The sequence below is a fragment of the Acidihalobacter sp. genome (assembly GCF_037381185.1).
In the GTDB taxonomy this organism is placed as follows: domain Bacteria; phylum Pseudomonadota; class Gammaproteobacteria; order DSM-5130; family Acidihalobacteraceae; genus Acidihalobacter_A.
In genome coordinates, this window is sequence record NZ_JARRQY010000006.1 from 23163 (window position 1) to 49809 (window position 26647).

The 26647-nt window shown below is 62.1% G+C and carries 28 protein-coding genes, 1 tRNA gene and 1 pseudogene; 26 read left to right on the forward strand and 4 right to left on the reverse strand.

Going from position 1 to position 26647, the window contains the following annotated elements; all coding sequences use genetic code 11:
* The first annotated feature begins 53 nt into the window (after window positions 1-53).
* Together lexA and P8014_RS02810 are read left to right on the forward strand one after the other, a co-directional pair.
* The gene (gene lexA / locus P8014_RS02805) at window positions 54-644 is read left to right on the forward strand and encodes a transcriptional repressor LexA (protein ID WP_337815787.1); all 591 of its coding nucleotides are present in this window, start codon (window positions 54-56) and stop codon (window positions 642-644) included.
* 49 nt (window positions 645-693) lie between these two features.
* Window positions 694-1899: a DNA polymerase IV gene (locus tag P8014_RS02810; RefSeq protein ID WP_337815788.1), complete on the forward strand. Its 1206-nt coding sequence runs from the start codon at window positions 694-696 to the stop codon at window positions 1897-1899.
* Window positions 1900-2035: 136 nt separating this feature from the next.
* Here the strand turns inward: P8014_RS02810 and P8014_RS02815 are convergent.
* Window positions 2036-2122 (reverse strand) — tRNA-Leu (locus P8014_RS02815).
* 110 nt (window positions 2123-2232) lie between these two features.
* Here P8014_RS02815 and queA point away from each other — a divergent pair.
* The 5 genes from queA (at window position 2233) to secF (ending at window position 7602) form a co-directional block, all read left to right on the forward strand.
* Entirely contained in the window at window positions 2233-3267 is a 1035-nt protein-coding gene (queA, locus tag P8014_RS02820; RefSeq protein ID WP_337815789.1) for a tRNA preQ1(34) S-adenosylmethionine ribosyltransferase-isomerase QueA, read from the forward strand.
* A complete protein-coding gene (gene tgt, locus P8014_RS02825) occupies window positions 3257-4375 on the forward strand; it encodes a tRNA guanosine(34) transglycosylase Tgt (RefSeq protein ID WP_337815790.1) in 1119 nt (372 codons plus the stop codon). Before queA ends, tgt begins: the two co-directional genes overlap by 11 nt.
* Before the next feature lie 78 nt (window positions 4376-4453).
* Window positions 4454-4786, forward strand: a complete 333-nt coding sequence (yajC, locus tag P8014_RS02830) for a preprotein translocase subunit YajC (RefSeq protein WP_337815791.1) — start codon at window positions 4454-4456, stop codon at window positions 4784-4786.
* An 18-nt stretch (window positions 4787-4804) separates the two neighbouring features.
* On the forward strand, window positions 4805-6661 hold the full coding sequence (gene secD, locus P8014_RS02835) for a protein translocase subunit SecD (RefSeq protein WP_337815792.1): 1857 nt from the start codon (window positions 4805-4807) through the stop codon (window positions 6659-6661).
* A 14-nt stretch (window positions 6662-6675) separates the two neighbouring features.
* Entirely contained in the window at window positions 6676-7602 is a 927-nt protein-coding gene (gene secF, locus P8014_RS02840; protein WP_337815793.1) for a protein translocase subunit SecF, read from the forward strand.
* A gap of 83 nt (window positions 7603-7685) precedes the next feature.
* On the opposite strand, the gene P8014_RS02845 is transcribed toward secF, so the two are convergent.
* Complete coding sequence (locus P8014_RS02845) at window positions 7686-8486, reverse strand: inositol monophosphatase family protein (protein ID WP_337815794.1); 801 nt, start codon at window positions 8484-8486, stop codon at window positions 7686-7688.
* A gap of 63 nt (window positions 8487-8549) precedes the next feature.
* Here P8014_RS02845 and P8014_RS02850 point away from each other — a divergent pair, with 63 nt between their 5' ends.
* From P8014_RS02850 to P8014_RS02940, 19 genes and pseudogenes are all read left to right on the forward strand, one after another.
* On the forward strand, window positions 8550-9296 hold the full coding sequence (locus tag P8014_RS02850; RefSeq protein ID WP_337815874.1) for an RNA methyltransferase: 747 nt from the start codon (window positions 8550-8552) through the stop codon (window positions 9294-9296).
* A 36-nt stretch (window positions 9297-9332) separates the two neighbouring features.
* A complete protein-coding gene (cysE, locus tag P8014_RS02855; RefSeq protein ID WP_337815795.1) occupies window positions 9333-10127 on the forward strand; it encodes a serine O-acetyltransferase in 795 nt (264 codons plus the stop codon).
* Window positions 10128-10179: 52 nt separating this feature from the next.
* Window positions 10180-10668, forward strand: coding sequence for an Rrf2 family transcriptional regulator (locus P8014_RS02860; RefSeq protein ID WP_337815796.1), 489 nt, complete (start codon window positions 10180-10182; stop codon window positions 10666-10668).
* 43 nt (window positions 10669-10711) lie between these two features.
* The gene (locus P8014_RS02865) at window positions 10712-11935 is read left to right on the forward strand and encodes an IscS subfamily cysteine desulfurase (RefSeq protein WP_337815797.1); all 1224 of its coding nucleotides are present in this window, start codon (window positions 10712-10714) and stop codon (window positions 11933-11935) included.
* A 31-nt stretch (window positions 11936-11966) separates the two neighbouring features.
* Window positions 11967-12083 (forward strand): annotated as a pseudogene (locus tag P8014_RS02870) (iron-sulfur cluster assembly scaffold protein); the annotation flags it as partial.
* Window positions 12084-12102: 19 nt separating this feature from the next.
* A complete protein-coding gene (iscA, locus tag P8014_RS02875; RefSeq protein ID WP_337815798.1) occupies window positions 12103-12426 on the forward strand; it encodes an iron-sulfur cluster assembly protein IscA in 324 nt (107 codons plus the stop codon).
* The gene (gene hscB / locus P8014_RS02880; protein ID WP_337815799.1) at window positions 12426-12974 is read left to right on the forward strand and encodes a Fe-S protein assembly co-chaperone HscB; all 549 of its coding nucleotides are present in this window, start codon (window positions 12426-12428) and stop codon (window positions 12972-12974) included. Before iscA ends, hscB begins: the two co-directional genes overlap by 1 nt.
* 110 nt (window positions 12975-13084) lie before the next feature.
* Window positions 13085-14959, forward strand: coding sequence for a Fe-S protein assembly chaperone HscA (gene hscA / locus P8014_RS02885; RefSeq protein ID WP_337815800.1), 1875 nt, complete (start codon window positions 13085-13087; stop codon window positions 14957-14959).
* 46 nt (window positions 14960-15005) lie between these two features.
* A complete protein-coding gene (fdx, locus tag P8014_RS02890) occupies window positions 15006-15344 on the forward strand; it encodes an ISC system 2Fe-2S type ferredoxin (protein ID WP_337815801.1) in 339 nt (112 codons plus the stop codon).
* A 14-nt stretch (window positions 15345-15358) separates the two neighbouring features.
* The gene (gene iscX, locus P8014_RS02895; RefSeq protein ID WP_337815802.1) at window positions 15359-15559 is read left to right on the forward strand and encodes a Fe-S cluster assembly protein IscX; all 201 of its coding nucleotides are present in this window, start codon (window positions 15359-15361) and stop codon (window positions 15557-15559) included.
* 184 nt (window positions 15560-15743) lie between these two features.
* Window positions 15744-16175: a nucleoside-diphosphate kinase gene (ndk, locus tag P8014_RS02900; RefSeq protein ID WP_337815803.1), complete on the forward strand. Its 432-nt coding sequence runs from the start codon at window positions 15744-15746 to the stop codon at window positions 16173-16175.
* Window positions 16176-16179: 4 nt separating this feature from the next.
* Complete coding sequence (rlmN, locus tag P8014_RS02905; RefSeq protein WP_337815804.1) at window positions 16180-17289, forward strand: 23S rRNA (adenine(2503)-C(2))-methyltransferase RlmN; 1110 nt, start codon at window positions 16180-16182, stop codon at window positions 17287-17289.
* Between the two features lie 38 nt (window positions 17290-17327).
* Complete coding sequence (gene pilW, locus P8014_RS02910) at window positions 17328-18056, forward strand: type IV pilus biogenesis/stability protein PilW (protein ID WP_337815805.1); 729 nt, start codon at window positions 17328-17330, stop codon at window positions 18054-18056.
* Between the two features lies 1 nt (window position 18057).
* On the forward strand, window positions 18058-19071 hold the full coding sequence (locus tag P8014_RS02915; protein WP_337815806.1) for a RodZ domain-containing protein: 1014 nt from the start codon (window positions 18058-18060) through the stop codon (window positions 19069-19071).
* A 56-nt stretch (window positions 19072-19127) separates the two neighbouring features.
* The gene (gene hisS, locus P8014_RS02920) at window positions 19128-20417 is read left to right on the forward strand and encodes a histidine--tRNA ligase (RefSeq protein WP_337815807.1); all 1290 of its coding nucleotides are present in this window, start codon (window positions 19128-19130) and stop codon (window positions 20415-20417) included.
* A gap of 2 nt (window positions 20418-20419) precedes the next feature.
* Complete coding sequence (locus tag P8014_RS02925; protein WP_337815808.1) at window positions 20420-21061, forward strand: tetratricopeptide repeat protein; 642 nt, start codon at window positions 20420-20422, stop codon at window positions 21059-21061.
* Window positions 21061-22302 (forward strand): outer membrane protein assembly factor BamB, encoded by a 1242-nt coding sequence (gene bamB, locus P8014_RS02930; protein WP_337815809.1) that lies wholly within the window; start codon window positions 21061-21063, stop codon window positions 22300-22302. The genes P8014_RS02925 and bamB overlap by 1 nt, the downstream gene beginning before the upstream one ends.
* 31 nt (window positions 22303-22333) lie before the next feature.
* Window positions 22334-23746, forward strand: coding sequence for a ribosome biogenesis GTPase Der (gene der, locus P8014_RS02935; RefSeq protein WP_337815810.1), 1413 nt, complete (start codon window positions 22334-22336; stop codon window positions 23744-23746).
* A gap of 37 nt (window positions 23747-23783) precedes the next feature.
* Window positions 23784-24956, forward strand: a complete 1173-nt coding sequence (locus P8014_RS02940) for a pyridoxal phosphate-dependent aminotransferase (protein ID WP_337815811.1) — start codon at window positions 23784-23786, stop codon at window positions 24954-24956.
* 79 nt (window positions 24957-25035) lie between these two features.
* Here the strand turns inward: P8014_RS02940 and P8014_RS02945 are convergent, their stop codons facing one another.
* Both P8014_RS02945 and cysZ read right to left on the reverse strand, forming a co-directional pair.
* Window positions 25036-25674, reverse strand: a complete 639-nt coding sequence (locus P8014_RS02945) for a hypothetical protein (protein ID WP_337815812.1) — start codon at window positions 25672-25674, stop codon at window positions 25036-25038.
* A gap of 180 nt (window positions 25675-25854) precedes the next feature.
* Window positions 25855-26607, reverse strand: coding sequence for a sulfate transporter CysZ (cysZ, locus tag P8014_RS02950; protein WP_337815813.1), 753 nt, complete (start codon window positions 26605-26607; stop codon window positions 25855-25857).
* Between the last annotated feature and the right edge of the window lie 40 nt (window positions 26608-26647).

The window sequence follows — 26647 nt, forward strand, 5'->3', positions numbered from 1 at the left end:
ATGTTCTATAAAAGTTCTATTTTTGACTGTATGGAACTTTTTGGAACTTTTAAATGCATCCTCGTCAAGCTGAAATCCTAACGGTGATTCGAAACCATCTTCAGGCGCACGGTTGTTCGCCGACCCTGGCTGAAATCGGCGACGCATTGGGACTGGAAAAAAACACGGTGCACTATCACGTGAAAGCCATGCTCGGCGCGGGAATTCTGGAGCGCTCCCCCGGCTGGCGGGGTTTGCGCCTGCCGCAGGGCGATGATGAGGATGCATCCACATCACTGCCGCTGGTCGGACGCATCGCCGCGGGCAGGCCCATCGAGGCCATTCCGGGGCGGGACGCACTCGATCTGTCGACTCTGCTGGGGCCGGGGCGCTACGCGCTGCAGGTCAAGGGTGATTCGATGATCGATGCGGGCATCTTTGACGGCGATTACGTCGTGCTCGAACATCGTGACGTGGCCCAGGACGGCGACATCGTGGCGGCGCTAATAGATGACGAGGAGGCCACGCTTAAGCGGTTCCGGCGTACCACGAGCGGTGAGGTCCTGTTACTGCCCGAGAACGCAGACATGGCGCCGCTGCATTACGCACCTGAACGGGTGCGGATCCAGGGCGTGCTCGTGGCTCAACTGCGCAGGTATCGCTGATATGGGTATAGCCGTATCCGGAGACGCGCGACCGGCGTTGTGGCAGCGCATGATCGTGCTGGTCGATATGAACGCTTTTTTCGCCTCGATCGAGCAACGCGATCGCCTTGAATTAAAAGGGCGTCCGGTTGCGGTCACGAATGGCGATCAGGGTACCTGCATCATCACATCTTCATACGAGGCCAGAGAGTATGGAGTGAGAACCGGTATGCGGCTGCGCGAGGCGCGGCGTCTTTGCCCCGGTTTGTTTCGTGTGACCGCGCGTTCGCAGCTCTATGCCGAAGTTTCCAGCCGGATCATGGAAGCGTTGCGTGATCGCGTGGCGCCGGAGATCGAGGTGTTTTCGGTCGATGAGGCCTTCATTGATGTGACCCGCGTGCAGCAGTTGCACGGCTCGCCAGAGGCAGTTGCGCAACGCGTGCGTCAGGTGATTTGGGAGGTTGCCGGGCTGCGGTGTTCCGTCGGCGTGGCCGGCGACAAGACCACTGCCAAGTGGGCCGCCAAGCAGCATAAACCAGACGGAGTGACTATTGTGCCGCCGTGGGAAAGCGCTGCCCGTCTACGCGACGTGCCGGTGACGGCGCTATGCGGAGTGGGGCGCGGAATCGGCGGCTTTCTGGCTGCGCGGGGCGTGCGGACGTGCGGAGAAATGGCTGGTTTGCCGATCGGCGCGCTGACGCAGCGATGGGGCAACGTGGGACGACGCGTCTGGTTGATGGCGCAGGGCCTCGATCCGGAACCCGTGCGCACCGAGGTGGCACCACCCAAGAGCATCGGACACGGCAAAATGCTGCCTCCTGCAACAAGCGACGAACGTACGCTGCTGACCTATCTCGAACACATGGCGCATAAGGTGACCGCGCGTCTGCGCCGGCACCGTCTGGAAGCGCAGCAGTTTTTCATAGGTTTGAAGACGGATGCCGGCTGGGTCGGTGGGCGTTTCTTGACTCCCGAACCGACCGATGACGCCAAGCCGCTCGTGAGTCTTTGCCGGCAATTGCTGGAGGATGCCTGGCTCGGCCAACTGGCATACCAGGTACAGGTGACGGCGCTGGATCCAGGGCTCGCGGATGTTCAGATGGATCTATTCGACAGGCAGGAGCCGCGCCGTGCGGGAGTTAACCGTGTAGTGGACGAAGTGAACCGAAGGTTCGGTGCGATGGCCCTTGGTCCTGCAGCTTTGCTCGGCCGCTCATTAACGGCCGACGTGATCGCGCCGGCATGGCGTCCGCATGGACATCGCCATACGGTCTGAATGGCGCTGAGTGGTACTTGAGGAAGGAGTCGTTCGCGACCGGTGAGGACAAAGGTCGTGCTGTTCAGTGTCGATTGCGGTGTACTGGATTCAGATATGCCCGGTGGGCGTGCAGTGGAGCAGCCGTGGGCATGTGTGGTGCCGGGAGCGAGAATCGAACTCGCACTCCCTTGCGGGAACCAGATTTTGAGTCTGGCGCGTCTACCAGTTCCGCCATCCCGGCACGAGCGCGGTAGTCTACCCTAAGCCGAGCGCTTCACCAAGATGGTGGGGTGCATCCCGATGGGCAGGGTTGATTCCGTCGTATTCGTTGCGTGCTACCATTGCGCCCCCATGCAAACCAGCGATTTCCATTTTGATCTGCCCGAGGCGCAGATCGCACAGCAACCCTTGCCCGAACGCAGCGCGAGCCGTCTGCTCGCGCTCGATCCAGTTGAGGATCGGATTGAGGACGCGTTCTTCAATTCCTTGGTGGAGCGCCTGAATCCGGAAGATCTGCTCGTCTTCAACGATACCCGCGTGATCCCGGCGCGCCTCCACGGCCGTAAGGAGAGCGGCGGGCGGGTTGAGGTGTTGATCGAGCGTCTGCAGGAAGGACGCCGCGCGCTGGCGCATGTTCGTGCCAGCAAGTCGCCTGGGCCCGGCGTTTTTCTATTGCTCGATGGAGGCATCGAGGTCGAGGTTCTCGGCCGCGAGGAGGAGTTGTTCGTTCTCGAGTTCTGTGGTGATGAGTCGGTGCTGGATCTGCTCGAACGCCACGGACATGTGCCGTTGCCGCCATACATCGAACGCGGTGACAGCGCTGCCGACCGCGAGCGTTACCAGACGGTTTACGCTCGGCGCCCCGGCGCGGTCGCCGCGCCCACGGCCGGCCTTCATTTCGACCAGGCGTTGCTCGGCCGGCTGCAAGAGCGGGGCGTGCGCAGTGCTCAGGTTACCCTGCATGTCGGCGCTGGAACCTTTCAGCCGGTGCGCGTTGAGGATCCGGACAAGCATCTAATGCACGCGGAGTACGTGGAGGTCGGCGACGAGGTCTGCGAGGCGGTTGAAGATTGCCGGATTCGCGGCGGACGGGTGGTTGCGGTGGGCACGACCACGGTACGCAGCCTGGAGACGGCGGCGCGGGGAGGTGAGTTGCGTCCGTATGTCGGCGACACGCGTCTGTTCATTCGTTCCGACTTCGACTTCCATGTCGTCGATGCGCTGATAACCAACTTTCATCTGCCCGAATCCACGTTGCTGATGCTGGTGGCCGCTTTCGGCGGTTATGAGCCGGTGATGCGTGCGTATCGGCACGCGGTGGCCGAGGGCTACCGTTTCTTCAGCTATGGTGATGCCATGTTCTTGAGTCGACGCCATGCGCTTTGAGCGTCTGGCACAGGATGGCGCCGCACGTCGCGGGCGCCTGATCTTTCCGCGTGGGGAGGTGGAAACCCCGGCCTTCATGCCGGTGGGTACCTACGGCACGGTCAAGGCGATGACGCCCGAGGAGTTGGAGGCGCTGGGCGCACAGATCGTACTCGGCAATACCTTCCACCTCATGTTGCGCCCGGGCACCGAAATCATCGCCCGCCACGGCGATCTGCACGATTTCATGCATTGGGAGCGCCCGATCCTGACCGACTCGGGCGGGTTTCAGGTGTTCAGCCTGGCCAAGCTGCGAAAACTGACCGAGCAGGGCGTGACCTTCCGTTCCCCAGTCAACGGCGACCGTGTCGAGCTGACTCCGGAGCGTTCCATGGAGGTGCAGCGGGCCTTGGGCTCGGACATCGTCATGAGCTTCGACGAATGCACGCCGTTTCCGGCCACTGAAACGCAGGCTGCGGATTCGATGCGTTTGTCCATGCGCTGGGCGCAGCGCTCGCGCGATGCGCACGGCGACAGCCCGTCGGCCTTGTTCGGCATCGTTCAGGGAGGTATGCACAGGGATCTGCGCCTGGAGTCCGCCGAGCGCCTGCGTGAGATCGGTTTCGACGGTTATGCGGTCGGTGGGCTCGCGGTCGGCGAACCGGCCGACGTGCGTGAAGCGGCGCTGGAATACACCGTGCCCGCGCTGCCGGAAGACCGGCCACGCTATCTGATGGGCGTGGGTACGCCGGAGGATATTGTCGAGGCAGTGCGCCGCGGGGTGGACATGTTCGACTGCGTGATCCCCACGCGCAATGCCCGGAATGGTTTTCTGTATACCAGCCAGGGCGTCATGCGTATCCGTAATGCGAAATTCGCCGACGATACGCGTCCGATCGACGAGAGTTGCGACTGCTATACCTGCAAACATTATTCGCGCGCCTACCTGCGGCATTTGGACAAGTGCGGCGAGATCCTCAGTGCTCGCCTCAACACGATCCACAACCTGCATTACTACCAGGCACTGATGCGCGCCATCCGCGAGGCCATCGTGGCCGAAAGACTGGAGCAGTGGGTCGATGCATTCTATGCGGCACGGCGCGCACTTGGTGCAGACGCTGTGCCATAATGCCGCCCTTTGCGGGCAGCCGGGTACTATCGGCGATCCCGCTGCGGGGCAGGCTTAAATCACTAAAGAGGAAAGGGCATGAGCTTCTTTATTTCCAACGCCTATGCACAGGCCGGCGCGCCGGCGCCCGCCGGAGGCGGCATCGAATTCATGATCATGATCGCGATCTTCTTCGCGCTTATGTACTTCATGATCATCCGCCCGCAGAGCAAGCGAGCCAAGGAGCATCGCAAACTGCTCGGAGCGCTGTCCAAGGGCGACGAGGTGGTCACCACCGGTGGTATGGTCGGCAAGATCAGCGCGGTGGGTGAGAACTTCCTTGAGGTGGAGGTGTCCGAAGGCACCGTCGTCAAGGTGCAGAAGCAGGCCGTGACCGCGGTGCTGCCGAAAGGAACCATCAAGGGGCTATAAGCCGAAGGTTGGGGCGGGATGAACCGATATCCGCTATGGAAGTACCTGCTGATCCTGGTCGTGCTGGTGGTCGGGCTGCTCTATGCGCTGCCCAATCTGTACGGCGAGGATCCGGCAATCCAGATCTCAAAGCGCAACGCCGTTGTCAGTGCCGGGTTGCAGTCGCAGGTCGAGGCGGTGCTCAAGAAAGATGGTTTGCGCTACAAGCGGATCGAGCACGAAGGCGACAACCTGTTGGTGCGCTTCTACAACACCGATACTCAGCTCAAGGCGATCGACCCGATCAAGGGGGCGCTGGGAGATCAGTATGTCGTCGCCGTCAACCTTGCGTCGTCGACGCCGGGTTGGCTGCGGGCCATCGGGGCCAATCCCATGTACCTCGGTCTCGATTTGCGTGGCGGCGTACATTTCTTGTTGCAGATCGACATGGAGGCTGCCGTCAGCCAGGTGCTCGACCGCGACGAAACGGGTATGCGCCGCTTCCTGATGAGCAAGCAGTTGCAGTACCGGGCAGTTTCGCGCGTCAAGGATCAGGTGTTTGTCCGCTTCCCCGACGCGGCCACGCGAGACAAGGCGCAAGGTCTGTTGTCCAACGAGTATCGTGACCTGGTGTTTTCGCCGGTGACGCACGATGGTGGACCGGCGCTGAGTGCGAAGCTGAGCGAGGTGGCGCTGAAGCAGACCCAGCAATACGCGATGGAGCAGAACATCACCACTCTGCGCAACCGCGTCAACGAACTGGGCGTGGCCGAACCGGTGATCCAGCGCCAGGGCAAGGACCGCATCGTGGTCGAACTGCCCGGCGTACAAGATACGGCGCGTGCCAAGAATATTCTCGGCGCAACCGCAGGCCTGCAGTTCCGTCTTGTCTACAACGGAGGAGACGCCGCGCAGGCCGCCAAGACCGGCAATGTCCCGCTGGGAGCGAGCCTGTTCAGGGAGCGTAACGGTCAGCCGATTCTCCTTCAGAGCCAGGTCATCCTGACCGGTGACTACGTCACCAACGCTTCGTCCGGCTTCGAGCAGCAGAACAACACGCCGGCGGTGTTCATCACGCTGGACGGGCAGGGCGCAAGCCTGATGAGTGCTGCCACGCGCAACAACGTCGGCAAGCTTATGGCCGTGGTCTACATCGAGACCAAGCCCGCGACCCAGATGGTCAACGGTAAGAAGAAGACCGTTTACAAGAAGACGCAGGAAGTGATCAACGTTGCGCGTATCCAGGAACAGCTGGGCAAGCGCTTCCAGATCACGGGCCTGGACAGTCCGCAGCAGGCGCGCAATCTGGCTTTGCTGCTGCGCGCCGGTTCGCTGGCAGCGCCCATGAATATCGTCGAGGAACGCACCGTCGGCCCAAGTCTGGGCAAGGAAAATATCCAGCAGGGCTTCAATTCTGCCGTGATTGGCTTCCTGCTGGTGGTGCTCTTCATGGCGGTCTACTACCGCGTGTTCGGCCTTATCGCCAATCTGGCGCTGTTCGCCAACGTAGTCCTGGTGGTGGCCGTGATGTCGATGATCCAGGCGACACTGACCCTGCCGGGCATTGCGGGCATCACGCTGACGGTCGGTATGGCCGTGGATGCCAACGTGCTGATCTTCGAGCGCATCCGGGAGGAGCTGCGCAATGGCAACTCGCCGCAAGCCAGTATTCACGCCGGCTATGACCGCGCGATGGCAACCATCGTCGACTCCAACGTCACCACGTTGATTGCGGCGATCATTCTGTTCGCCTTCGGCAGCGGCGCGGTCAAGGGCTTCGCCGTTACGCTCTCGATCGGTATCGTGACATCCATGTTCACCGCGATCATGGGTACGCGCGCCGTGGTCAACTTGATCTACGGCGGGCGCCGTCGGGTCAAGAAGCTGGCCGTTTGAGGAGCGCCGCAGATATGTTTTACGTAAAGAATACGATCAACTTCATGCGGCCGCGCTGGATCTTCATGGCGATGTCCGCCACGCTGGTCGTGATTTCGGTGTTCGCCATTGGTCTACGCGGCCTGAACTTCGGTATCCAGTTCACGGGCGGTACCGTGATCGAGGTGAGCTACGCCAAGGCAGTGCCGTTGCAACAAGTACGTGACGCGCTGCATAAGGCCGGCTATCCCGATGCCCAGGTCAGTAACATCGGTACCGCGCGGGACGTCATGATCCGCATCGCGCCGCGTGCGGAGAAGGATCGCTCTAAGGTCGGCGATCAGGTGGTGGCGGTTCTCAGCCAGACCACGACGAACAAGGTGACGCTGCGCAAGGTTGATTTCGTCGGGCCCACGGTGGGCAGCGAGTTGCGTCAGAACGGTGCTCTGGCACTGCTGTATACGGTGATAGCGATTCTGATCTACGTCACGCTGCGTTTCGAGTGGCGCTTCGCCCTAGGCGCCGTGCTGGCCCTGGTGCATGACATCACGATCACGGTCGGCGTGTTCGCGATCACCCAGCTCGAGTTCAACATGACGGTGCTCGCTGCGCTGCTGGCCTTGCTCGGCTATTCGCTCAACGACACCATCGTGGTGTTCGACCGGGTGCGCGAGAACTTCCGCAAGATGCGCAAGGGCACGCCGGCGGGGATCATCAATGCCGCTGTGACGCAGACTCTATCGAGAACCATCATCACTTCCTTGACGGTGGTGCTGGTGCTGCTCGCGCTGTTCTTCTTCGGTGGCAGCGTGATCCATAACTTCTCGCTTGCGATGCTGATCGGCGTCATCTTCGGCACCTACTCCTCGGTGTATGTCGCCAGCGCGTTGGCGCTGTCGCTCGGGGTGAGCAAAGCCGATCTGATGCCGCAGAAGAAAGAGGAAATCGACGACCGGCCCTGACGTTTGAGCGGATTGACGACACGACGAAAAAGGCCCGGGCACAATGCCGGGCCTTTTTCGTTACCGTATCAGGGCGTTCAAGTTCAGCCAGCCGATTTTTTCTTGCCGAGATGGGGATGTACGGTGGTCAGCATGGGCTTGAGCAACTTGGGAGTGGAGGCGATTACGTTGCCGCTGCCGAGATAGCCATCGGCTCCCTCGAAATCGGTGACCAGGCCGCCGGCTTCACGCACCAGCAGGGTGCCCGCCGCGAGGTCCCACGGATGCAGGCCGGCTTCCCAGTAGCCGTCCAGACGGCCGGCGGCGACGTAGGCTAGGTCGAGCGCGGCGGCACCTGCGCGGCGGATGCCGGCGATGGGGCCGAGGAACGCGTGCAGCGAGCCCATGTAGTTGTCGATGTCCTGGTCATCGCGGAACGGAATGCCAGTGCCGAGCAGGGCGCCTTCCAGGCTGGTGCGCGGACTGACGCGGATGCGGCGGTTGTTGAGTGTGGCGCCGGCGCCACGCGAGGCGCTGAACATCTCGTCCTTGGCCGAGTCGTAGACGACACCGTGCTCGATACGGTCGCGGTAGCGCAGCGCGATGGATACGGCGTAGTGGGGGATGCCGTGCAGAAAGTTAGTGGTGCCGTCCAGAGGATCGATGATCCACTCGTACTCGCTGTCGCCGCGATGCCCGCTTTCCTCGGCAAGGATGGCGTGATCCGGGTAGGCCTTGCGTAGGGTCCGTATAATGCTTTCCTCCGCCTGCCGGTCGACTTCGCTGACGAAGTCGTTGCGCTGCTTGTTCTCGACTTTGAGAGCATCGAGCCGGTCGGTGTGGCGTTGAATGAGCGAACCTGCGGTGCGGGCGGCTTTAACGGCGGTATTGAGATAAGGATGCATGATGCGTGAAGGCTGCGAAGTGGGGCGCAAGGATACCAGACTATGCCTGTGAGTGATGAATCTATGGGGGTCGATGCGCGCCGCTTGCGCTTCGTGCTGGTCGAACCCAGCCACCCCGGCAACATCGGCGCGGCCGCCCGCGCGATGAAGACTATGGGCCTGTCGCGCCTGTACTTGGTGAATCCCGATAACTACCCGAGCGCCGAAGCGACCGCGCGGGCGTCGGGCGCAGACGATGTGCTTGCCGCGGCGACGGTGTGTTCGACGCTTGACGAGGCCTTGGCGGGCTGCAACATGGTGCTGGGGACCAGTGCGCGGCCGCGCAACCTGGAATGGCCAACGTTGGCGCCGCGCGAGTGCTCCGCCCAGGTAGCACAGGAGCAGGGCGGCGGTGGCGAGGTGGCGCTGCTGTTCGGGCGCGAGCGCAGCGGATTGACGAATGCGGAGCTGGAGCGCTGCCAGTTTCGCGTCCACATTCCGAGCAATCCGGACTACAGTTCCCTGAACCTGGCAGCTGCAGTGCAGATTTTGGCCTACGAAATGGCGCTCGCCGGTAGCGTACAAACGCCGAGCGATGACGTCCGGCAGGACGATTCACATGCCGAGCAGATTGAGGTGGAGCGTTTCTTCGAACACCTGCAGGAGGCGCTGATCGATATCGACTTTCTCGACCCGGACAACCCGCGGCAGCTGATGCGCCGACTGCGCAGGCTATTTGTCCGTACCCGATTGTTGACCACTGAAGTCAACATATTGCGTGGTATCCTTACCGCCGCTCAGCGTCAGGTGAAACTGGTGCGGGAGCGCTGAGTAGCGGGGCCGTTGCCTGTCCCGCCTGGAGATTTCATGTTCGATCGCCTGCGCGAAGATATCCGTTGCGTGTTCGACCGCGATCCTGCGGCGCGCAACACATTCGAGGTGTTGACCACCTATCCCGGTTTGCATGCGGTGATCATGCACCGCTGGGCGCATGCCCTCTGGTGTTCTGGCCTGCACTGGCCGGCGCGGGTATTGTCCGTCTTTTCGCGCTGGTGGACCGGTATCGAGATCCATCCCGGTGCCCGGATGGGACGACGCTTCTTCATCGACCACGGCATGGGCGTGGTCATCGGCGAGACGGCGGAAATCGGCGACGACTGCACGCTTTATCACGGCGTCACCCTGGGCGGTACTTCATGGCAGAAGGGCAAGCGCCATCCAACGCTGGGCGACAACGTGGTGGTCGGCGCGGGCGCCAAGATCCTAGGGCCTATCAACATCGGAAAGGGTGCGCGGGTCGGATCCAATGCCGTGGTGCTCAAGGATGTGCCGGAAGAGGCCACGGCGGTCGGTATCCCCGCCCATATCGTGCGTCGTGACGAAGTCTCGCAGCGGCGCCGCTCGCAAGCCAGCAAACTCGGTTTCGACGCCTATGGCGTTACCCGTGATGCGCCCGATCCCGTGGCGCATGCGATCGATTGCCTGCTGGATCATACTCATCTGGTGGATGAGAAAATGATGCAGTTGTGCGCGGTTGTGCGCAAACTCGGCGGCGATATCGACGAGTCGCGTCTGCCGGAAATCACCGGCTGCGAACTCGATTCGGTGGTGGATGCCGAGGCGAATGACGAAGCCGACGAAACTGCTGGCAGCAATAGTTGACTAAATTGCTATGTTATGGGTAGTCTGTCACCCGTAACTGGAGCGCTATGCAATGAAATTGACCACCAAAGGCCGCTATGCGGTGACAGCCATGCTGGATTTGGCGCTGAACAATGATTCAGGGCCCGTGACGCTGGCGGATATCTCCACTCGCCAAAGCATCTCGCTTTCGTATCTTGAGCAGCTTTTCTCGCGATTGCGCAAGAAAGGCCTGGTCGTCAGTACGCGCGGTCCCGGTGGAGGTTACAACCTTGCGCGCTCGGCTTCCAGCATGCCGGTCGGAGAGGTGGTCGATGCGGTCGACGAGCAGGTCGATGCGACGCGTTGCGGCGGTGCCGCCGATTGCCACAATCATCAGCGCTGCCTGACGCATGATCTGTGGACGGAGCTGAGCGAAGAGATCCGCGACTACTTGATGCGGGTGACGCTGGGTGACCTGATGGAGCGCGAAGGCGTGCGCGCGGTTGCCGATCGTCAGGCTGAGGCCAGTGAGCACCAGTGCCGCCACGAATTTGCCGGTGCGGTCCTTCAGGCGAAATAGGCCCTGGGGTCTGCGGACAGAACAATTTGATGGAGTTCAGAGCATGAGTGAGTTGAAAACCCCGATCTATTTCGACTACGCGGCGACCGCTCCGGTAGACGAACGCGTCGCCAAACGTATGTGCGACTGCTTGACCCGGGAAGGCGTCTACGGCAATCCGGCCTCGCGCAGCCATCAGTTCGGCTGGGACGCGGAGAAGCTGGTCGAAGAGGCGCGGGCCGACGTGGCGCGACTGATCAATGCCGATCTGAAGGAGATCGTGTGGACCAGCGGCGCGACCGAATCCGACAACCTCGCGCTCAAAGGTGCTGCGCATTTCTATCAGCGCAAGGGCAAGCATCTGATTACCAGCCGCACCGAGCACAAGGCAGTGCTGGATACCTGCCGCCAGTTGGAGCGCGAAGGCTACGAAGTCACCTACCTGGACCCCGATCCGAATGGCTTGATTCCGCTTGAGCGCATTGAGGCGGCGCTGCGTGACGACACCACACTGGTGTCCATCATGCACGTGAACAATGAAATCGGCGTGATTCAGGATCTCGCCGCGATCGGCAAGCTTACGCGCAGTCGCGGCGTGCTGCTGCACGTGGACGCTGCGCAGAGTGCCGGCAAGGTGCCGCTCGACGTGCAAGAGATCGATGTCGATTTGGTGAGTATCTCCGGCCACAAGATGTATGGCCCCAAGGGTATCGGCGCGCTGTACGTGCGCCGTAAGCCGCGCGTGCGCATCGAGGCCCAGATGCATGGCGGCGGGCACGAACGCGGTATGCGTTCGGGCACCCTGGCCACGCACCAGATCGTCGGCCTCGGCGAGGCTGCGCGCATCGCTCGCGAAGAGATGGGCGCCGATCTGGAGCGCATCCGGAGTCTGCGCGACCGTCTGCTCGCCGGCGTGCAACATATGGACGAGGTCTACGTCAACGGCGATCTGGCCCACGCTTATCCCGGCATTCTCAACGTCAGCTTCGCTTTTGTCGAAGGCGAGAGTTTGCTGATGTCGCTCAAGGAACTGGCGGTGTCTTCCGGGTCGGCCTGCACCTCCGCCAGCCTGGAACCGAGCTACGTACTGCGCGCGCTGGGTCGTGATGACGAGTTGGCACACAGCTCGATTCGCTTCTCCATCGGCCGCTACACACGCGCCGAAGAGATCGATTTCGCTATTGAGTGCATCCAGCGCGCGGTCGAAAAGCTGCGTGCGCTGTCGCCGCTGTGGGAGATGCACCAGGAAGGCATCGATCTCAAGAGCATCGAATGGGCGGCGCACTGAGCGCCGCGGCAAAGCGCTAGGAGATTTGAGCATGGCATACAGTGACAAGGTGATCGATCACTACGAGAACCCGCGCAACGTGGGGAGTCTGGATAAGGATTCTCTGGAGGTAGGAACGGGGATGGTGGGAGCGCCGGCGTGCGGCGACAGGATTCATGGAGACGGTAATGGGAATCACGCTCTCGGAAGCGGCGGCCGACCGGATGCGGACTTTTCTCGCCAAACGCGGGAACAGCGCCGGCGTGCGCCTTGGCGTAAAAACCACGGGCTGCTCGGGCATGGCCTACGTGATGGAGTTTGCTGATGAAGTCGACGTCGGCGATACCGTGTTCGAGGACAAGGGTGTCAAGCTGCTGGTCAACGCGAAAAGTCTTGTCTATCTCGAGGGCACCGAGCTGGATTACGTGCGTGAAGGTTTGAACGAAGGCTTCAAGTTCACCAATCCGAACGAAAAGAGCCGCTGCGGCTGCGGCGAAAGCTTTAACGTCTGATGCGCGACGTTTTCGATCCCACGCGCAGCGATTTCGAGCTGTTCGACCTGGAACCCGCTTTCGAACTCGATATCGACGAGTTGCAGAGTCGTTATCGGGAACTGCAGTCCCGCTATCATCCGGATCGCCACGCGGCCGGCGAAGCCCGCGAGCAGCGCGAGGCCTTGCAGGCCGCGACGCGGATCAATGAGGCGTATTGCACGCTGCGCGATCCGCGTCTGCGCGCTCGCTATCTCCTGGTGCTGGCGAACGTGGCTCTCGATGAGGAGCGAGACACGCTCAACGATCCCGAGTTCCTGATGACGCAGCTTGAATTGCGAGAAGCGTTGGACGAAGCGCAACATGCCGAGGACGCGCTGACACGGCTCGATGAGCTGCACGATCGTTTGCGCGGGCAACGCGGCGAACTCATCGAACGCTTCGCTCGGCACTACGCCGAGGAGGCATTGGAGGCCGCCAAGGCCGACGTGCTGCAGATGAGTTTTTTCGACCGCTTACTGACGCAGATCGAGGAGCGTCTGTCCGCCTTGGAAGACGCCTTGGATTGAGTATCCGTCTCGGCAGCATCTAACGCCCTGCCGCGTCCCGCATTAGATTCGCGCAGTGTGACGCATCGTGTGCGACACGCTGTCCTGTTTGTAGAGATTACGGATTTTTCATGGCTCTGTTGCAGATTTCAGAACCCGGGATGTCGACCGATCCACATGAGCACAGGCTCGCGGTTGGAATCGACCTAGGCACGACCAACTCGCTGGTGGCGACCGTGCGCAGCGGCGTGGCCGAAACCCTGGCCGACGGACAGGGAGTGCACCTTCTGCCCTCGGTCGTGCGGTATTCCGAATCCGGTTCGCCCGAGGTCGGTTATGCGGCGAAGTCCGCTGCTGCCGACGATCCGCTCAATACGCTTGCTTCGATTAAGCGCCTCATGGGCCGCGGCGCGGCCGACCTCAAGACCTTGGCCGGGCACGTGCCGTATGACTTCGCGCCAGGCGAAAGCGGGGTGCCGCGCATTCGTACCGCGGCCGGCGAGGTGACGCCGGTGGAGGTGTCCGCCGAAATCCTGGGTACGCTCAAGCGGCGCGCCGAAGCTTCGCTGGGCGGCGAGTTGAGCGGTGCCGTGATTACCGTGCCGGCCTATTTCGACGACGCCCAGCGGCAGGCCACCAAGGACGCCGCGACGCTTGCCGGGATCAACGTATTCCGTCTGCTCAACGAGCCTACCGCCGCAGCGGTCGCTTACGGCCTCGATCAGGGCGGCGAGGGCGTCATCGCCGTGTACGACCTTGGTGGCGGCACGTTCGATATCTCCATTTTGCGCCTGCACCGGGGCGTGTTCGAGGTGCTCGCCACGGGCGGCGACAGCGCTCTCGGCGGTGACGACTTCGACCGCGCGGTTGCCGAATGGATCATGCGCGAGGCGGGGATCGAGAATGCCCGTGATCACCGGCTCATGCGGCGCATCATGCGTGAGGCATGCGATGCCAAGGAAGCATTAACCGATTCGGAGAGGACCGAGATACGTGTCCAGCTGGACGGTGCTGACGAGTGGCGGGGTACGCTGGACCGTTCCGGGCTCGACGAATTGCTGGATCCGTTGATCCAGAAGACGTTGGCCTCCTGCCGGAGGGCGTTGCGTGACGCCGACGTGGGACGCGAGGGCATCGTCGACGTGGTGATGGTCGGCGGTTCTACGCGCGTGCCGCGTGTGCGCCACAAGGTCGGGGAGTTCTTCGGGCGCGAACCCTTGGTCAACATCGATCCGGACAAGGTCGTGGCGATCGGCGCGGCATTGCAGGCCGATGTGCTGGCTGGCAACAAGTCCGAAGACGAGATGCTGCTGCTCGACGTCATTCCGCTGTCGCTCGGTATCGAGACGATGGGCGGCCTGGTCGAAAAGATCGTCTCGCGGAATACCACGATTCCGGTGGCCCGCGCCCAGGAGTTCACTACATTCAAGGACGGCCAGAGCGCGTTGATGGTTCACGTCGTGCAGGGTGAGCGCGAGCTGGTCGATGACTGCCGCTCTCTGGCTCGGTTCACTCTCAGCGGCATTCCTCCCATGGTCGCCGGAGCCGCTCGTATACGGGTTACCTTTCAGGTCGATGCGGACGGCTTGGTTGGCGTGACCGCGCAGGAGCAGATCAGCGGAGCGCAGGCGGGCGTGCAGGTCAAGCCTTCTTACGGCCTGTCCGACGAAGAGATCGCCGACATGCTGCGCAGTTCCATCGACCATGCGCGTGACGACATGGTCGCGCGGCGTTTGCGTGAGCAGCAGGTCGAGGCGGCGCGCGTGATCGAGGCGCTCGATGCCGCGCTGGAGGCTGATGGCGAGCGCCTGCTCGACGCCTCCGAGCGGGAGCGTATCGGTCAGGCGCGCGCGAAGCTGGAGCAGACCTCGCAGGGTGGTGCGCCGGAGGCCATAGACGAGGCCATCAAGCAGGTTGAGGCTGCGGCGGCCGATTTCGTCGCGCGCCGCATGGATTCCTCGATCCGCAGCGCGATGGCCGGACACCGCGTCGAAGATTTCGACTGAAAGCTTTCCCATCACTCAATCCACCACAGACGATCAGGATCCACACATGCCACGTATCACGTTTCTGCCGCACGAGACGCTTTGCCCGCAAGGGGCGGAGATCGAGGTCGAGTCCGGCGTCAGCGTCTGCGACGCAGCGTTGCGCAACGGCATCGAGATCGAGCATGCCTGCGAAAAGTCCTGCGCCTGCACGACCTGCCACGTCTACGTCCGAGGGGGTTTCGACTCGCTGGCGGAGCCGGAGGAAGAAGAGGAGGATATGCTGGATAAGGCCTGGGGGCTGGAGCCCGATTCGCGTCTCAGCTGCCAAGCCATCGTGGACGACGAGGATCTGATTGTCGAAATTCCGAAGTACACTATCAACATGGTGTCCGAAAACCATTAGGACCTGTTCACACTATGAGCCTGCGCTGGACCGATACACGCGACATCGCCATTGCACTGGACGAGGCGCATCCCGAGGTGGATCCGCGCTACGTCCGGTTCACCGACTTGCACCTTTGGGTCTGCGAACTGGAGGATTTCAATGACGACCCGGAGCACTCCGGGGAGAAGATCCTCGAAGCGATCCAGATGACTTGGCTGGAAGAGCGCGAATGAGCGTGCCGCGGCATTTGTCACGGTGGTTGCATAACGAGTAAAATCCGTGCCCCCAAGGGCTTACAAACCCGCGCGTGACGCGGGTTTGTTGCTAGAGGGACCCCACCTTCGTTGCATGCGCGGCTGACGGCCGCGGTGGCGAGGAGCGAGCCACAGGATTCAGAACCAAGGAGTTGTACCGAACATGGCGGTCGAACGCACGCTTTCCATCATCAAGCCCGATGCCGTAGCCAAGAACATCATCGGTGAAATTTACAGCCGCTTCGAACGCGCCGGCCTCAAAGTCGTCGCCGCTCGCATGCAGCACCTTACGCGCGAGCGCGCCGAAGGTTTCTATGCCGTGCACAGCGAGCGCCCTTTCTTCAATGATCTGGTCTCGTTCATGATCTCGGGTCCGGTGATGGTGCAGGTGCTCGAAGGCGAGAATGCCATTGCGCGTCACCGCGAAATCATGGGCGCCACCGATCCCAAGAAGGCCGAGCCCGGCACCGTTCGTGCGGACTTCGCCGACTCGATCGACGAGAACGCGGTGCACGGTTCCGATGGCGCCGAAACCGCCGAGCAGGAGATCAACTTTTTCTTCGGGCCAGACGAAATCTGCCCGCGCACGCGCTAAGGTCATGACTGCGGACGCAAAGCCCGTCAATCTCCTCGGCCTGGCGCGCCAGGAACTCGAGGCGTTCTTCACCGCACGCGGTGAAGCGGGCTTTCGCGCCCGTCAGTTGATGAAGTGGGTGCATCATCACGGCCTGTCCGACTTCGAACTGATGACCGACCTTTCACGCAACCTTCGTGCGCTGCTGGCGGCGGAGTCGGAAGTGCGGGCGCCCGAAGTGATCATGGAGCAGAGGTCCAACGACGGTACGCGCAAGTGGTTGCTGCGCCTGGACGACGGCAACTGCATCGAAACCGTGTTCATTCCGGATGATGGGCGGGGAACGCTGTGCGTATCTTCGCAGGTCGGCTGCGCGCTGGACTGCACCTTCTGCTCGACTGCGCGCCAGGGCTTCAATCGCAATCTGACGCCGGCTGAGATCGTCGGGCAGTTGTGGATCGCCAAGTCGCGTCTGCAGCCTGAACCGGGGCGTTCGCGTACGGTCACGAATGTCGTGCTCATGGGTATGGGCGAGCCGCTGCTGAACTACGACGCGGTGGTCAGCGCGATGTCGCTGATGATGGACGACCTAGCCTACGGACTGGGCAAGCGGCGGGTTACGCTCAGTACGTCCGGCGTCGTGCCGGCCATGGACCGCCTCAAGGACACGCTGGACGTGAGCCTGGCGGTTTCGCTACATGCGCCTAACAACGCGTTGCGCGATCAGTTGGTGCCGCTCAATCGCAAGTATCCGATCGAGCAGTTGCTGCCTGCCTGCAAGCGCTTCGTCGAGGGACGTACGCGCAAACAGAGCGTGACCTTCGAGTACGTTATGCTCAAGGGCGTCAATGACCAACCCGAGCACGCCCGCGAGCTGGTCAGGCTGCTGCGTAACGTTCCCGCCAAAGTTAATCTGATCCCGTTCAATCCGTTTCCGCAGACGCGTTTCGAGCGTTCCGATCCAGCCACGATGGATCGTTTCCGCGAGCTGCTGATCGTCGGCGGTCTGCACACGATCACGCGCAAGACCCGAGGCGACGACATCGATGCGGCCTGCGGCCAATTGGCCGGCAAGGTGGCCGACCGCAGCCGTCGTGCGCTGCGCTTCTCACGAATGGAAGAGGGCTTGCAGTGATGCGTCCTGGCTTGCACTGTTTCGGGATCGGTTCGCTCATGTCCGTACTTCTGCTCGTCGGCGGTTGTGCCACTCAGCAGACCCAGGTTGACCAGCAGCGTCTGCAGCAGGCAGGCTTGATCAACGCACGTCTCGGCATCGACTACATGAATTCGGGCAATATCCAGCGCGCGCACGACAAACTCAAGCTTGCGATGGAGCAGTATCCGGATTCGTCGTCGATCCGCTATGAATATGCGCTGTTGATGCAACGCCTGGGCGAGAACGCCAAGGCTGAGGCGAGCTTCCGCAAGGCCATCGAACTTGACCCCAAGGACTCCCAGGCGCACAACAACTTCGGCATTTTCCTGTGCGAGCAAAAACGCTACGGTGAGGCGCAGAAGGAGTTCAAAGCTGCCCTGGCCAACCCTCTGTATCCCACGCCGCAGGGCGCGTACGCCAATTCGGGTTTGTGCTATCTGAACCAGGGCGACTACAAGCACGCCGATGTCGCGTTTAATAAAGCTCTTAAGATATACCCTGGGTTTCCGTCGGCGTTGTACGGCCTCGCCAGAGTCGCTGCCGACGAAGGCGACTGGAAGAGTGCGGACAAGTATCTTGGACGCATCCAGGGGCGAGCGCATTATTCGCCACCCATCCTCGCCTTGTGCATGAAGGTGAAGCAACACGTGGGCGATCTGATGGGGGCGACCCAGTGCGCGAGGGATCTGTACCGCATGTTCCCCAATTCACCGGAGGCGAAGGCGCTCCAGAACGGAGGCTCGTAACATGTCGCAGGACGCCGACCCCAGCATCGAGGAAGTCCGGCAGCAGGCGCGTCGCGAAGGCCCTGGGGCGCACCTGCGCGATGCGCGTGAAGCTGCGGGGCTTAGCCGAGAAGACGTGGCTCGCTCGCTGAATCTCGAGAAAGCGGTAGTCGAGGCGTTGGAGTGCGACGATGTCGAACGCCTGCCGGAGCCAGCCTATGTGAAAGGTTATCTGCGAGCGTACGCGCGTTTGCTGGATCTGGATGCAAACGAGCTGTTGCAGGCGTATTCCGGGCTGGCGGTGCAGCAGCCCGAGGTCCTGCCGCGCGAATCCGCGTCGACGGATGCGGAGCGGCGCGTTCGTGTTCAAGTGGTGGGTGGGTTGATCATTCTGATCCTGATCGTCGTGTCCGCCTGGTGGCTGACGCGGCCCAAGCATTCCAGCGTGCCACCGCAGGTGCAAACCACCACCCAGCAGGCACAGCAGACTCCGACTGCCAATGCGGTTGGCACGCCGGCGATCAGTCAGACGGCATCTCAGGTGGTCGAACCGAGGGTTTCGGGCGTTGCTGATCCAGCGAACGGCAAGACGGACAGTTCCGCGCCGAGCGCTGCGGCGTCCGCTGGCAATGCAAGCAAGGCCGAGTTGCCAAAACCGACCACGCCCGTCGTCGTCGCAACCTCCAAACCCGGGTCATCTACACAGACTCCGTCAACGCCTAGCGTGTCTTCTTCAGCCCCGTCGACGACAGCTTCGCCGTCCGCCGGCGTATCTGGAACCCAACTGGTGCTGCAGCTCACCGCTAAAAGCTGGGTGCAGATCGATGACGGCCGCGGCACGCAACTGTTTCGCGGTTTGCTCGATGCAGGCACGAAAAGAACGTTTTCCGGCACACCGCCATTTTCCGTCTTTCTTGGCTATGCCCCCGGTGTGACCCTGCATGTCGACGGCAAACAGGTAAGTGCGGTGCAGTATACGCAGAGCAATAGCACTGCTCGTTTCAAGCTGCTGGCGGATGGACGGACGCGCCGCTGAAGGGGCGTCAGAAGAAGCTCGACGAGTCGCATCGACTCTGAATTGAAAGGAATCATATGGTAGATCGCATTCAGTCCATCCGCGGAATGCATGACATCCTGCCCGAAGCGGGAGCGGCATGGTCCTGGCTCGAAGCGACGATACGCGAGGTGGTCGAGAGCTATGGCTATCAGAAGATTCGCCTGCCGATCGTGGAGAAGACCGAACTGTTCGCACGTTCGATCGGCGAGGTGACGGACATCGTCGAGAAGGAGATGTACACCTTCGCCGACCGCAACGGAGAGAGCCTGACGCTACGTCCTGAGGGCACGGCAGGCTGCGTGCGCTCCGGCATCGAGCACGGTTTCCTGCACAATCAGCTGGTGCGGATCTGGTACAGCGGCCCGATGTTCCGTCATGAGCGGCCGCAAAAGGGGCGCTACCGGCAGTTCTATCAGATGGGCGCCGAGACTTTCGGCATGGAAGGGCCGGCCATCGATGCCGAACTCATTCTGATGACTGCGCGGCTGTGGCGTGCGCTGGGACTCGGCGGCTTGCGTCTGGAACTCAATTCCCTTGGCAACGCCGAAGCGCGCGCAGCCTATCGTGACGAACTGCAGAGTTTTCTGCGCAGCCGCCGTGACGAACTGGACGAAGACAGCCGACGTCGCCTGGAAAGCAATCCTCTGCGGGTGCTCGACAGCAAGGATCCGGACACCCGTGAGGTACTGCGCGAAGCCCCGCAGTTGCTGGAGGCGCTGGACGAGTCCTCGCGCGAGCACTTCGAGGGATTGTGCGAGCTGTTGTCCTCGGCGGGAATTGAGTACGTCATCAACCCACGTTTGGTGCGCGGTCTCGATTACTATTCGCGTACCGTGTTCGAGTGGGTGACCGACGCGTTGGGCGCACAGGGTACGGTTTGCGCGGGTGGACGCTACGATGCGCTGGTCAGCCAGCTCGGTGGGCGGGAAACCCCGGCCTGCGGTTTCGCCATGGGCATTGAACGCCTGTTGGCTTTGCTTGAGGCGCAGGACCTGCTGCCTGCACCAGCCGTTCCTCGAGTGTATGTGTTGAGCCAGGGGGCGGCGGCGCGGCGTGAGGCGTTGCACATCGCTGAAGCCGTGCGCGAGGCACGCCCCGAACTCGGAGTGCAGGTGTACTGTGGCGAGGGCGGTCTCAAGGCGCAGATGAAACGCGCTGATCGAAGCGGTGCCGAAGTCGCGTTGATTCTCGGCGAACAGGAGGTGGTCGAAGGAATGGTGACCGTCCGAGCGCTGCGAGGCGAGGCAACGCAGAACATGGTGGCGCAGACGGCCCTGCTGGCCGAATTGCTGCGCCATTGCCCGATGGATCAAGAAGGACGTTGAGCGTGTATACGACCGAAGACGAAGATCTCGAACGCATCAAACGCTGGTGGAGGGCATATGGCCGCTGGGTGACACTGATCGTGCTGGTCGGCGTGCTTGGTTTCGGCTCATGGAAGGGCTGGGGCTATTACCGTATGCACCAGGCACAGCAGGCCTCGGCGATCTATGCGACCCTGCAGCAGGCGGCGAAGAGCGACGATGCCAATGGGATCGATCAGGCGGCCAAGCAGTTGATCAAGGGCTACGCTGATACGCCGTATGCAGCGTTGGCGCAGCTGATTCTCGCCAAACGAGCGGTCGAAACCGGCAAACTCGACGCTGCGGCAGTCGATCTGCAGTGGGTTGCCGACCATGGTTCGCAGCAAAGCCTGCAACGTATTGCCGTTTTGCGCTTGGCTCAGGTGCGCATTGCGCAGAAGAAGCCCGATGCGGCGCTGAGTCTGCTCAAGACCGGTTTCTCCGAGGCTTACATGCCGCTGGTGAAGGAAGTCGAGGGCGACGCATGGGAGGTCAAGGGGAATGCTCAGCGGGCCCGCGCCGCGTATGAGCAGGCGCTGGCCGGCGCGCAGATCGCCGGTTTGCCGGTTGACGGGCTGAAGATGAAGATCGCTGCCCTCGCTGCCGTTACACAGGGGAAAGCTTGATGAGCCGCGCTGCGCGCATCGTTACCCTGGCCACCGTTCTGCTTGGAGCGCTGTCGCTGGGCGGCTGCGGGATATTCGGTGGCGCGAAGAACACGCGCCCGCCGACCGCCTTGGCGCCTATCAAAACCACGCTGAGAGTCGATCACTTGTGGACCAGTTCCATCGGTAATGGCAACGGTGGCTATTTCCTGCATTTGCGACCCTATGTGTCCGGAAAACTCCTGTACGCGGCCGACCACGCGGGCACCGTGGCCGCTTATGCGCTCAAGGACGGCCGCCAACAGTGGTCGGTGAAGACCGGACGCAAGCTGGTCGGTGGCGTGGTCGGCGGCGACGGGATGCTGTTCGTCGGCACGCAGGATGGTATGGTGCTGGGGATTTCGCTCAAGCAGCGCGGCCTGGTGTGGCAGACCCAGCTGTCCAGCGAGGTGATGGCCTTGTCCGGGATCAGCGAAGGTACGATTGTCGCGCACACCAACGACGGTAAGTTGTTCGCCATCGATACTACGACTGGAAACGTGTTGTGGAGCCACGGCAGCGAGCCGCCGAACCTCATCCTGCGCGGCAAGTCGCGGCCTGTCATCGATTCGGGCAACGTCATCGCGGGTTTTTCCAGCGGCAAGCTCGCGGCCTTCTCCCTCGATACCGGTGCGCAGCTTTGGGAACTGCGAGTTGGCGAAGCACGTGGCGCCTCCGAACTGCAGCGCCTGGTCGACGTGGACGGGCGCATCGTGTTGTCCGATTCGGGCAATACCGTTTATGCGGCGAGCTACAACGGGCGTGTGGTCGCCGCGCAGACTGCGGGTGGTCAGCTCGAATGGTCGCACAAGATGTCGTCCTATGCCGGTTTGGCGCTTGGTCCCAATGCGGTGTTCGTCACCGACGCGGACAGCGACATCTGGGCACTGGACCGCAGCAACGGTGCTTCGCTGTGGAAGCAGGACGCGCTGCATTTTCGTGAGGTGACTGCACCGACGGTGGTTGCCGGCTACGTCGTGGTCGGTGACTACGCCGGCTATCTGCAGTGGTTGTCCAGCAGTGACGGCAGTCTGGTTGCGCGCGAACAGGTCGGCGGCGGAGCTATTCAGGTGGCCCCCGTCGTGGTAGGCGATACGATCTATGTACAGACTGCAGGTGGGCGCTTGAGTGCTTACCGTGTGCTCGGCCCGTCCGACAAGGCGAACGGTTCCAATTCCGACGGCGGTTCGTCATCGACCAAGGTCGGTGGTTTTAATTTTTGACGGGCCGCGCTGCGGCACTTCGAGGCGATAAATGCAGACGGTTCTGGCCCTGGTAGGGCGCCCCAATGTGGGCAAGTCGACGCTGTTCAACCGTCTGACCCGCAGCCGCGATGCGCTGGTGGCCGATATTCCCGGCCTTACCCGCGACCGCAAATACGGGCTCGGGCGCATCGGCAGTCGCGGTTATCTGGTGATCGATACCGGTGGTCTTGGCGAAGAGACCGACGCGATAGATGCGCTGATGAGCGAGCAAAGCCGCCAGGCCATGCGCGAGTCCACCCAGGTGCTGTTCCTGATCGATGGTCGGATCGGCGTGACGGCGGGCGATGAACAGCTGGCGACCGAGTTGCGCACGCTCGGCAAGCCGGTGACGCTGGTGGTCAACAAAGCGGATGTGGCGAACCGCGATGCTGCTCTGGCCGATGCCTGGAGTCTGGGGCTGGGTGAGCCGGTGTTCATTTCCGCCAACCAGGGAGCCGGTGTCGAGGCGTTGATCGAAAACGTCGTCGAGGCGTCCACGGCGTCTGTGGAAGAGGGCGGCAGCGAGTCGCAGGACGACGACGAAACCGCGCAGCGGATACGCATCGCCTTCGTCGGCAGGCCGAATGTGGGCAAGTCGACGCTGATCAACCGCATCCTCGGCGAGGATCGTGTGGTGGTTTTCGACCATCCCGGCACCACGCGTGATACGATCGACGTGCCGTTCGAACGCGATGGTCGGCAGTACACACTGGTCGACACGGCGGGCGTGCGGCGCCGTGCCCGCGTACACGAAACCATCGAAAAATTCAGCGTGGTGAAAACCCTGGATGCGATCAAGTCCGCGGACGTGGTGATCCTCGTGCTCGACGCGCGTGCCGGCATCAGCGAGCAGGACGCACATCTGATCGGCTTGGTGCTGGACGCCGGCGCGGCTCTGGTGGTGTCGATCAACAAGTGGGATGGCCTTTCAGGCGATGACCGTGAAGCCGTCAAGCGCAGCCTCGCCCTGAAACTGACCTTCCTCGATTTCGCCGAACGGCATTTCATTTCCGCGCTGCACGGTACCGGTGTGGGTACGCTGTTCGGTGCCGTGCTCAAGGCTCATGCGAGCGCACATCGCGAGGTTTCAACGGCAGAACTCAACCGCTTGCTCGAGGGGCTCGTCGCTGCGCATCAACCGCCCATGTCCAGAGGGAGGCGCATCAAGCTGCGCTATGCGCACCTCGGCGGACACCGGCCGTTTACCGTGATCATTCACGGCAACCAGACCGAGCGCCTGCCAGGCGCTTACAAGCGCTATCTGGCCAATGGTTTTCGACGCGCTCTCAAGCTCGTCGGTACACCGGTGGTGCTCGAGTTCCGCACCGGCGACAACCCCTATGCCGGCAAGCGCAATACGCTGACACCGCGACAAGAGCGCAGCCGGACTCGCATGTTGAAACACATCAAGCGGCGTAAGTAACCGGATGGTGGGAAATGCGCCGTCGCCGGGAACTGCAGTGAACGCTGGGTCGCCGCATCTCGCCGCCCGCGTCCGCGACATCGCCCCGTTTCATGTGATGGATCTGCTCGTGCGCGCTAAAGCTCTGGAGGCGGAGGGGCGTTCAATCGTACACATGGAGATCGGCGAACCGGATTTCGCTACCGCCGAGCCCATAATCCGCGCGGGACAGCGTGCGCTGGAGGATGGGTATACCGCCTACAGTCCGGCTTTGGGCCTGCCGGCGCTGCGCGAGGCGATTGCCGGGCACTATGCGCGTCGCTACGGTGTCGACGTCGATCAGCGCCGGGTGATTGTCACCTCAGGCGGTTCGGCGGCGTTGCAACTGGTCCTGGCTGCGCTGGTCGACGTTGGCGACGAGGTGCTGCTGACCGATCCAGGCTACCCGTGCAATAGGCACTTCGTGCGCCTGTTCGAAGGTCATGCACGCAATATTCCGGTGCATCGCGATACGCATTATCAGCTGAATGCCGAACTGCTGCGCGCGCACTGGAGCCGCAGCACGGTGGCAGCGCTGGTGGCGTCGCCCGCGAATCCGACAGGCACGCTGATCGGAGCCGACGATCTGGCGGCGATGGCCGAGTTCTCAGCGCGTCAGGGCGGCGCGCTGATCGTGGACGAGATCTATCACGGACTGGTGTACGAGGCGCAGGCTCCGACAGTTCTGGGGCTGTCGGACGAGGCTTTCGTGCTGAACAGCTTTTCCAAGTATTTCGGCATGACCGGCTGGCGTCTGGGCTGGATCGTGGCGCCGGAGGTATACGTGCGTCCGTTGGAGAAGCTGCAGCAAAACGTTTACATATCCGCATCGACTCCGGCTCAGCATGCAGCCCTGGCGGCGTTCACGCCCGAGGCCGAAGAAATATTCGAGCAACGCCGTGAAGCGTTTCGTGAGCGGCGTGACTATTTACTGCCGGCGCTGAGGGATCTAGGCTTCGATATTCCGGTCACGCCGCAAGGCGCTTTCTATCTGTACGCCAACTGCGAGCGCTTCGGCCAGGACAGCTTCGAACTCTCGCAGCGGATCATGGAGGAGGCAGGTGTCGCCGTGACTCCAGGCATCGATTTCGGCGACTTCGGCGCCGCGCAGCATCTGCGCTTTGCCTACACGACCGGAATGGAGCAACTGCGCGAGGGTGTGGCGAGGTTGGAAAAATTTCTGCGAGGCTGAATGCGTACACGCCGCCCGGACCCCATGCAGCGCCGGATGGTTTGTCCATCCGGCGTTTTTGTATCTGTCGCGAGCGCTGTTAACGGCGCGCTTCGGCTTCGAGTTTCTTCAGCGATTCATCCACGCCTGCCGCCCGAGTGAGTTCGGCGACGTTGCCGCGGGCGAAAAAGCCGTCGAACTGGCCGAAGCGCTGCACATACTCGATGGGCAGGGATGAATGCTCCGAGGCGCTGGAGAATATCTGCTTGAGGCCTTCCTCCTTGGAGCCGACGACGTCGAGTAGGAAGTCCTTGCCTTGTTCGGCGATGACCTTCACCACGTACTCGATGTTCTCCATGCCGTCAGTCTCGCCGTCGTTATAGTAGTAGCTCGACCAGGACAGATATTCGAGGATCGCGACCCCGCGGTTCTGGCTGTAGACGCGCGTGGCGAGATGGTCGATGGGCTGCAGCAGGGTGTGTACGCTGAGTCGATACTGCATTTCCTTGGCCGCTTCGTCGGCCCCCTGCGCCGCCGCCTCGATACGGCTCACGCCGAGCGAATAGATACGCTGTTCATCGGATGTGCACTCCATGTAGGCGATGATGTTGTGCGTGTATGGCGAGGGTTTGCTGACGGCGAGGTTGCCGGGCAGTTCCAACTTGCGTACGTCGTCCGGGGTAAAGAAGCGGAATTCGCGTGCGCGTTGCAGTTCGATGACTTGATGCTGGTCGTCCACGCGCAGGATTTCGCCGATGTAGCGGCTGTAGGGTCTGTGGTGTCCAATCGGATGAGACTACCCGCGGTAGGCCGGTATAGTGAGGGACATTGCCGCAATCAGTGCCGATTCAACGGGTACATTTGATCGCATATCGATGAGCGGATGCGTGGGGAAATTCGTATTTGCCGACAAATAGGACTAATTGCCGGCTGATCGGTTCAAATTCATCTGAGCGGAAAGCTTTTCCGTCCACAAGGCTGCGGCTGCGGCCGTGCCCGCGGGAAGCGCCAGGAAGTTCAGCACCGGGATCACGGTCAGCGCGGTGATGCCCGTGCCCAGTCCCAGGGCAAGCGCACGGTGGTCGGCGACCAGGGCGCGGTTACGGCGAAAATCGAAATCGTGGTTGCCGGTCGGCGTCGCCAGATAGCCCAGTGCCAGCATCCAGGCGGAGAACACCATCCATAGCGGCGCCAACAGCAAGCCGATGCCGGGAACGAAGCCGAGCAGGATCAGCGGTATGGACCAGGCCAGCATGTAGAGCAGAGCCGCGCCCTGCACGCGAACGGCCAGCAGTGCGCTGCGCAGATTGCCCCACAGGCTGGCTTCCGCGCTCGGCGGGCGGCCGCCGAGGCGCTGCTCCACGCGTTCGGCCAGCAGGCCGGTGAAAGGCGCTGCGAGGAGGTTCGCGATCAGGGTGAAGGTGTAGAATACCGCCACGGCGAAACCGACGGCGAGCAAGGGCCATAGCAGCCACTCCAGCCAGCTCAGCCACTGCGGAATGTAGCGCTGCATGATCGTGTCGAGCATGCGTACGAGCCAGTAGATTGCAGTCGCGAAGACGACGACGTTGATCGTAAGCGGCAGGATGACGTAACGCCGCAGGCCGGGCTGGCCGATCAGGCGAAGGCCGCGCATGACGTAGCCGAGGCCGATGAGGAAATCGCGCAGCACGGTGTGCTCCTTGTGAATGCGTGGCGTACATTGTGCCTTT

Excerpts from the sequence above, each read along its gene's own strand:
- rlmN (WP_337815804.1), top strand. The coding sequence starts at position 16,180 with ATGACTGCGGACGCAAAGCCCGTCAATCTCCTCGGCCTGGCGCGCCAG.
- der (WP_337815810.1), top strand. The coding sequence starts at position 22,334 with ATGCAGACGGTTCTGGCCCTGGTAGGGCGCCCCAATGTGGGCAAGTCG.
- P8014_RS02860 (WP_337815796.1), top strand. The coding sequence starts at position 10,180 with ATGAAATTGACCACCAAAGGCCGCTATGCGGTGACAGCCATGCTGGAT.
- P8014_RS02915 (WP_337815806.1), top strand. The coding sequence starts at position 18,058 with ATGTCGCAGGACGCCGACCCCAGCATCGAGGAAGTCCGGCAGCAGGCG.
- tgt (WP_337815790.1), top strand. The coding sequence starts at position 3,257 with ATGCGCTTTGAGCGTCTGGCACAGGATGGCGCCGCACGTCGCGGGCGC.
- cysE (WP_337815795.1), top strand. The coding sequence starts at position 9,333 with ATGTTCGATCGCCTGCGCGAAGATATCCGTTGCGTGTTCGACCGCGAT.
- yajC (WP_337815791.1), top strand. The coding sequence starts at position 4,454 with ATGAGCTTCTTTATTTCCAACGCCTATGCACAGGCCGGCGCGCCGGCG.
- hisS (WP_337815807.1), top strand. The coding sequence starts at position 19,128 with ATGGTAGATCGCATTCAGTCCATCCGCGGAATGCATGACATCCTGCCC.
- hscB (WP_337815799.1), top strand. The coding sequence starts at position 12,426 with ATGCGCGACGTTTTCGATCCCACGCGCAGCGATTTCGAGCTGTTCGAC.
- P8014_RS02845 (WP_337815794.1), bottom strand. The coding sequence starts at position 8,486 with ATGCATCCTTATCTCAATACCGCCGTTAAAGCCGCCCGCACCGCAGGT.
- secF (WP_337815793.1), top strand. The coding sequence starts at position 6,676 with ATGTTTTACGTAAAGAATACGATCAACTTCATGCGGCCGCGCTGGATC.
- iscX (WP_337815802.1), top strand. The coding sequence starts at position 15,359 with ATGAGCCTGCGCTGGACCGATACACGCGACATCGCCATTGCACTGGAC.
- secD (WP_337815792.1), top strand. The coding sequence starts at position 4,805 with ATGAACCGATATCCGCTATGGAAGTACCTGCTGATCCTGGTCGTGCTG.
- fdx (WP_337815801.1), top strand. The coding sequence starts at position 15,006 with ATGCCACGTATCACGTTTCTGCCGCACGAGACGCTTTGCCCGCAAGGG.
- iscA (WP_337815798.1), top strand. The coding sequence starts at position 12,103 with ATGGGAATCACGCTCTCGGAAGCGGCGGCCGACCGGATGCGGACTTTT.
- hscA (WP_337815800.1), top strand. The coding sequence starts at position 13,085 with ATGGCTCTGTTGCAGATTTCAGAACCCGGGATGTCGACCGATCCACAT.
- ndk (WP_337815803.1), top strand. The coding sequence starts at position 15,744 with ATGGCGGTCGAACGCACGCTTTCCATCATCAAGCCCGATGCCGTAGCC.
- P8014_RS02865 (WP_337815797.1), top strand. The coding sequence starts at position 10,712 with ATGAGTGAGTTGAAAACCCCGATCTATTTCGACTACGCGGCGACCGCT.
- bamB (WP_337815809.1), top strand. The coding sequence starts at position 21,061 with ATGAGCCGCGCTGCGCGCATCGTTACCCTGGCCACCGTTCTGCTTGGA.
- pilW (WP_337815805.1), top strand. The coding sequence starts at position 17,328 with ATGTCCGTACTTCTGCTCGTCGGCGGTTGTGCCACTCAGCAGACCCAG.
- P8014_RS02850 (WP_337815874.1), top strand. The coding sequence starts at position 8,550 with ATGGGGGTCGATGCGCGCCGCTTGCGCTTCGTGCTGGTCGAACCCAGC.
- lexA (WP_337815787.1), top strand. The coding sequence starts at position 54 with ATGCATCCTCGTCAAGCTGAAATCCTAACGGTGATTCGAAACCATCTT.
- P8014_RS02810 (WP_337815788.1), top strand. The coding sequence starts at position 694 with ATGATCGTGCTGGTCGATATGAACGCTTTTTTCGCCTCGATCGAGCAA.
- queA (WP_337815789.1), top strand. The coding sequence starts at position 2,233 with ATGCAAACCAGCGATTTCCATTTTGATCTGCCCGAGGCGCAGATCGCA.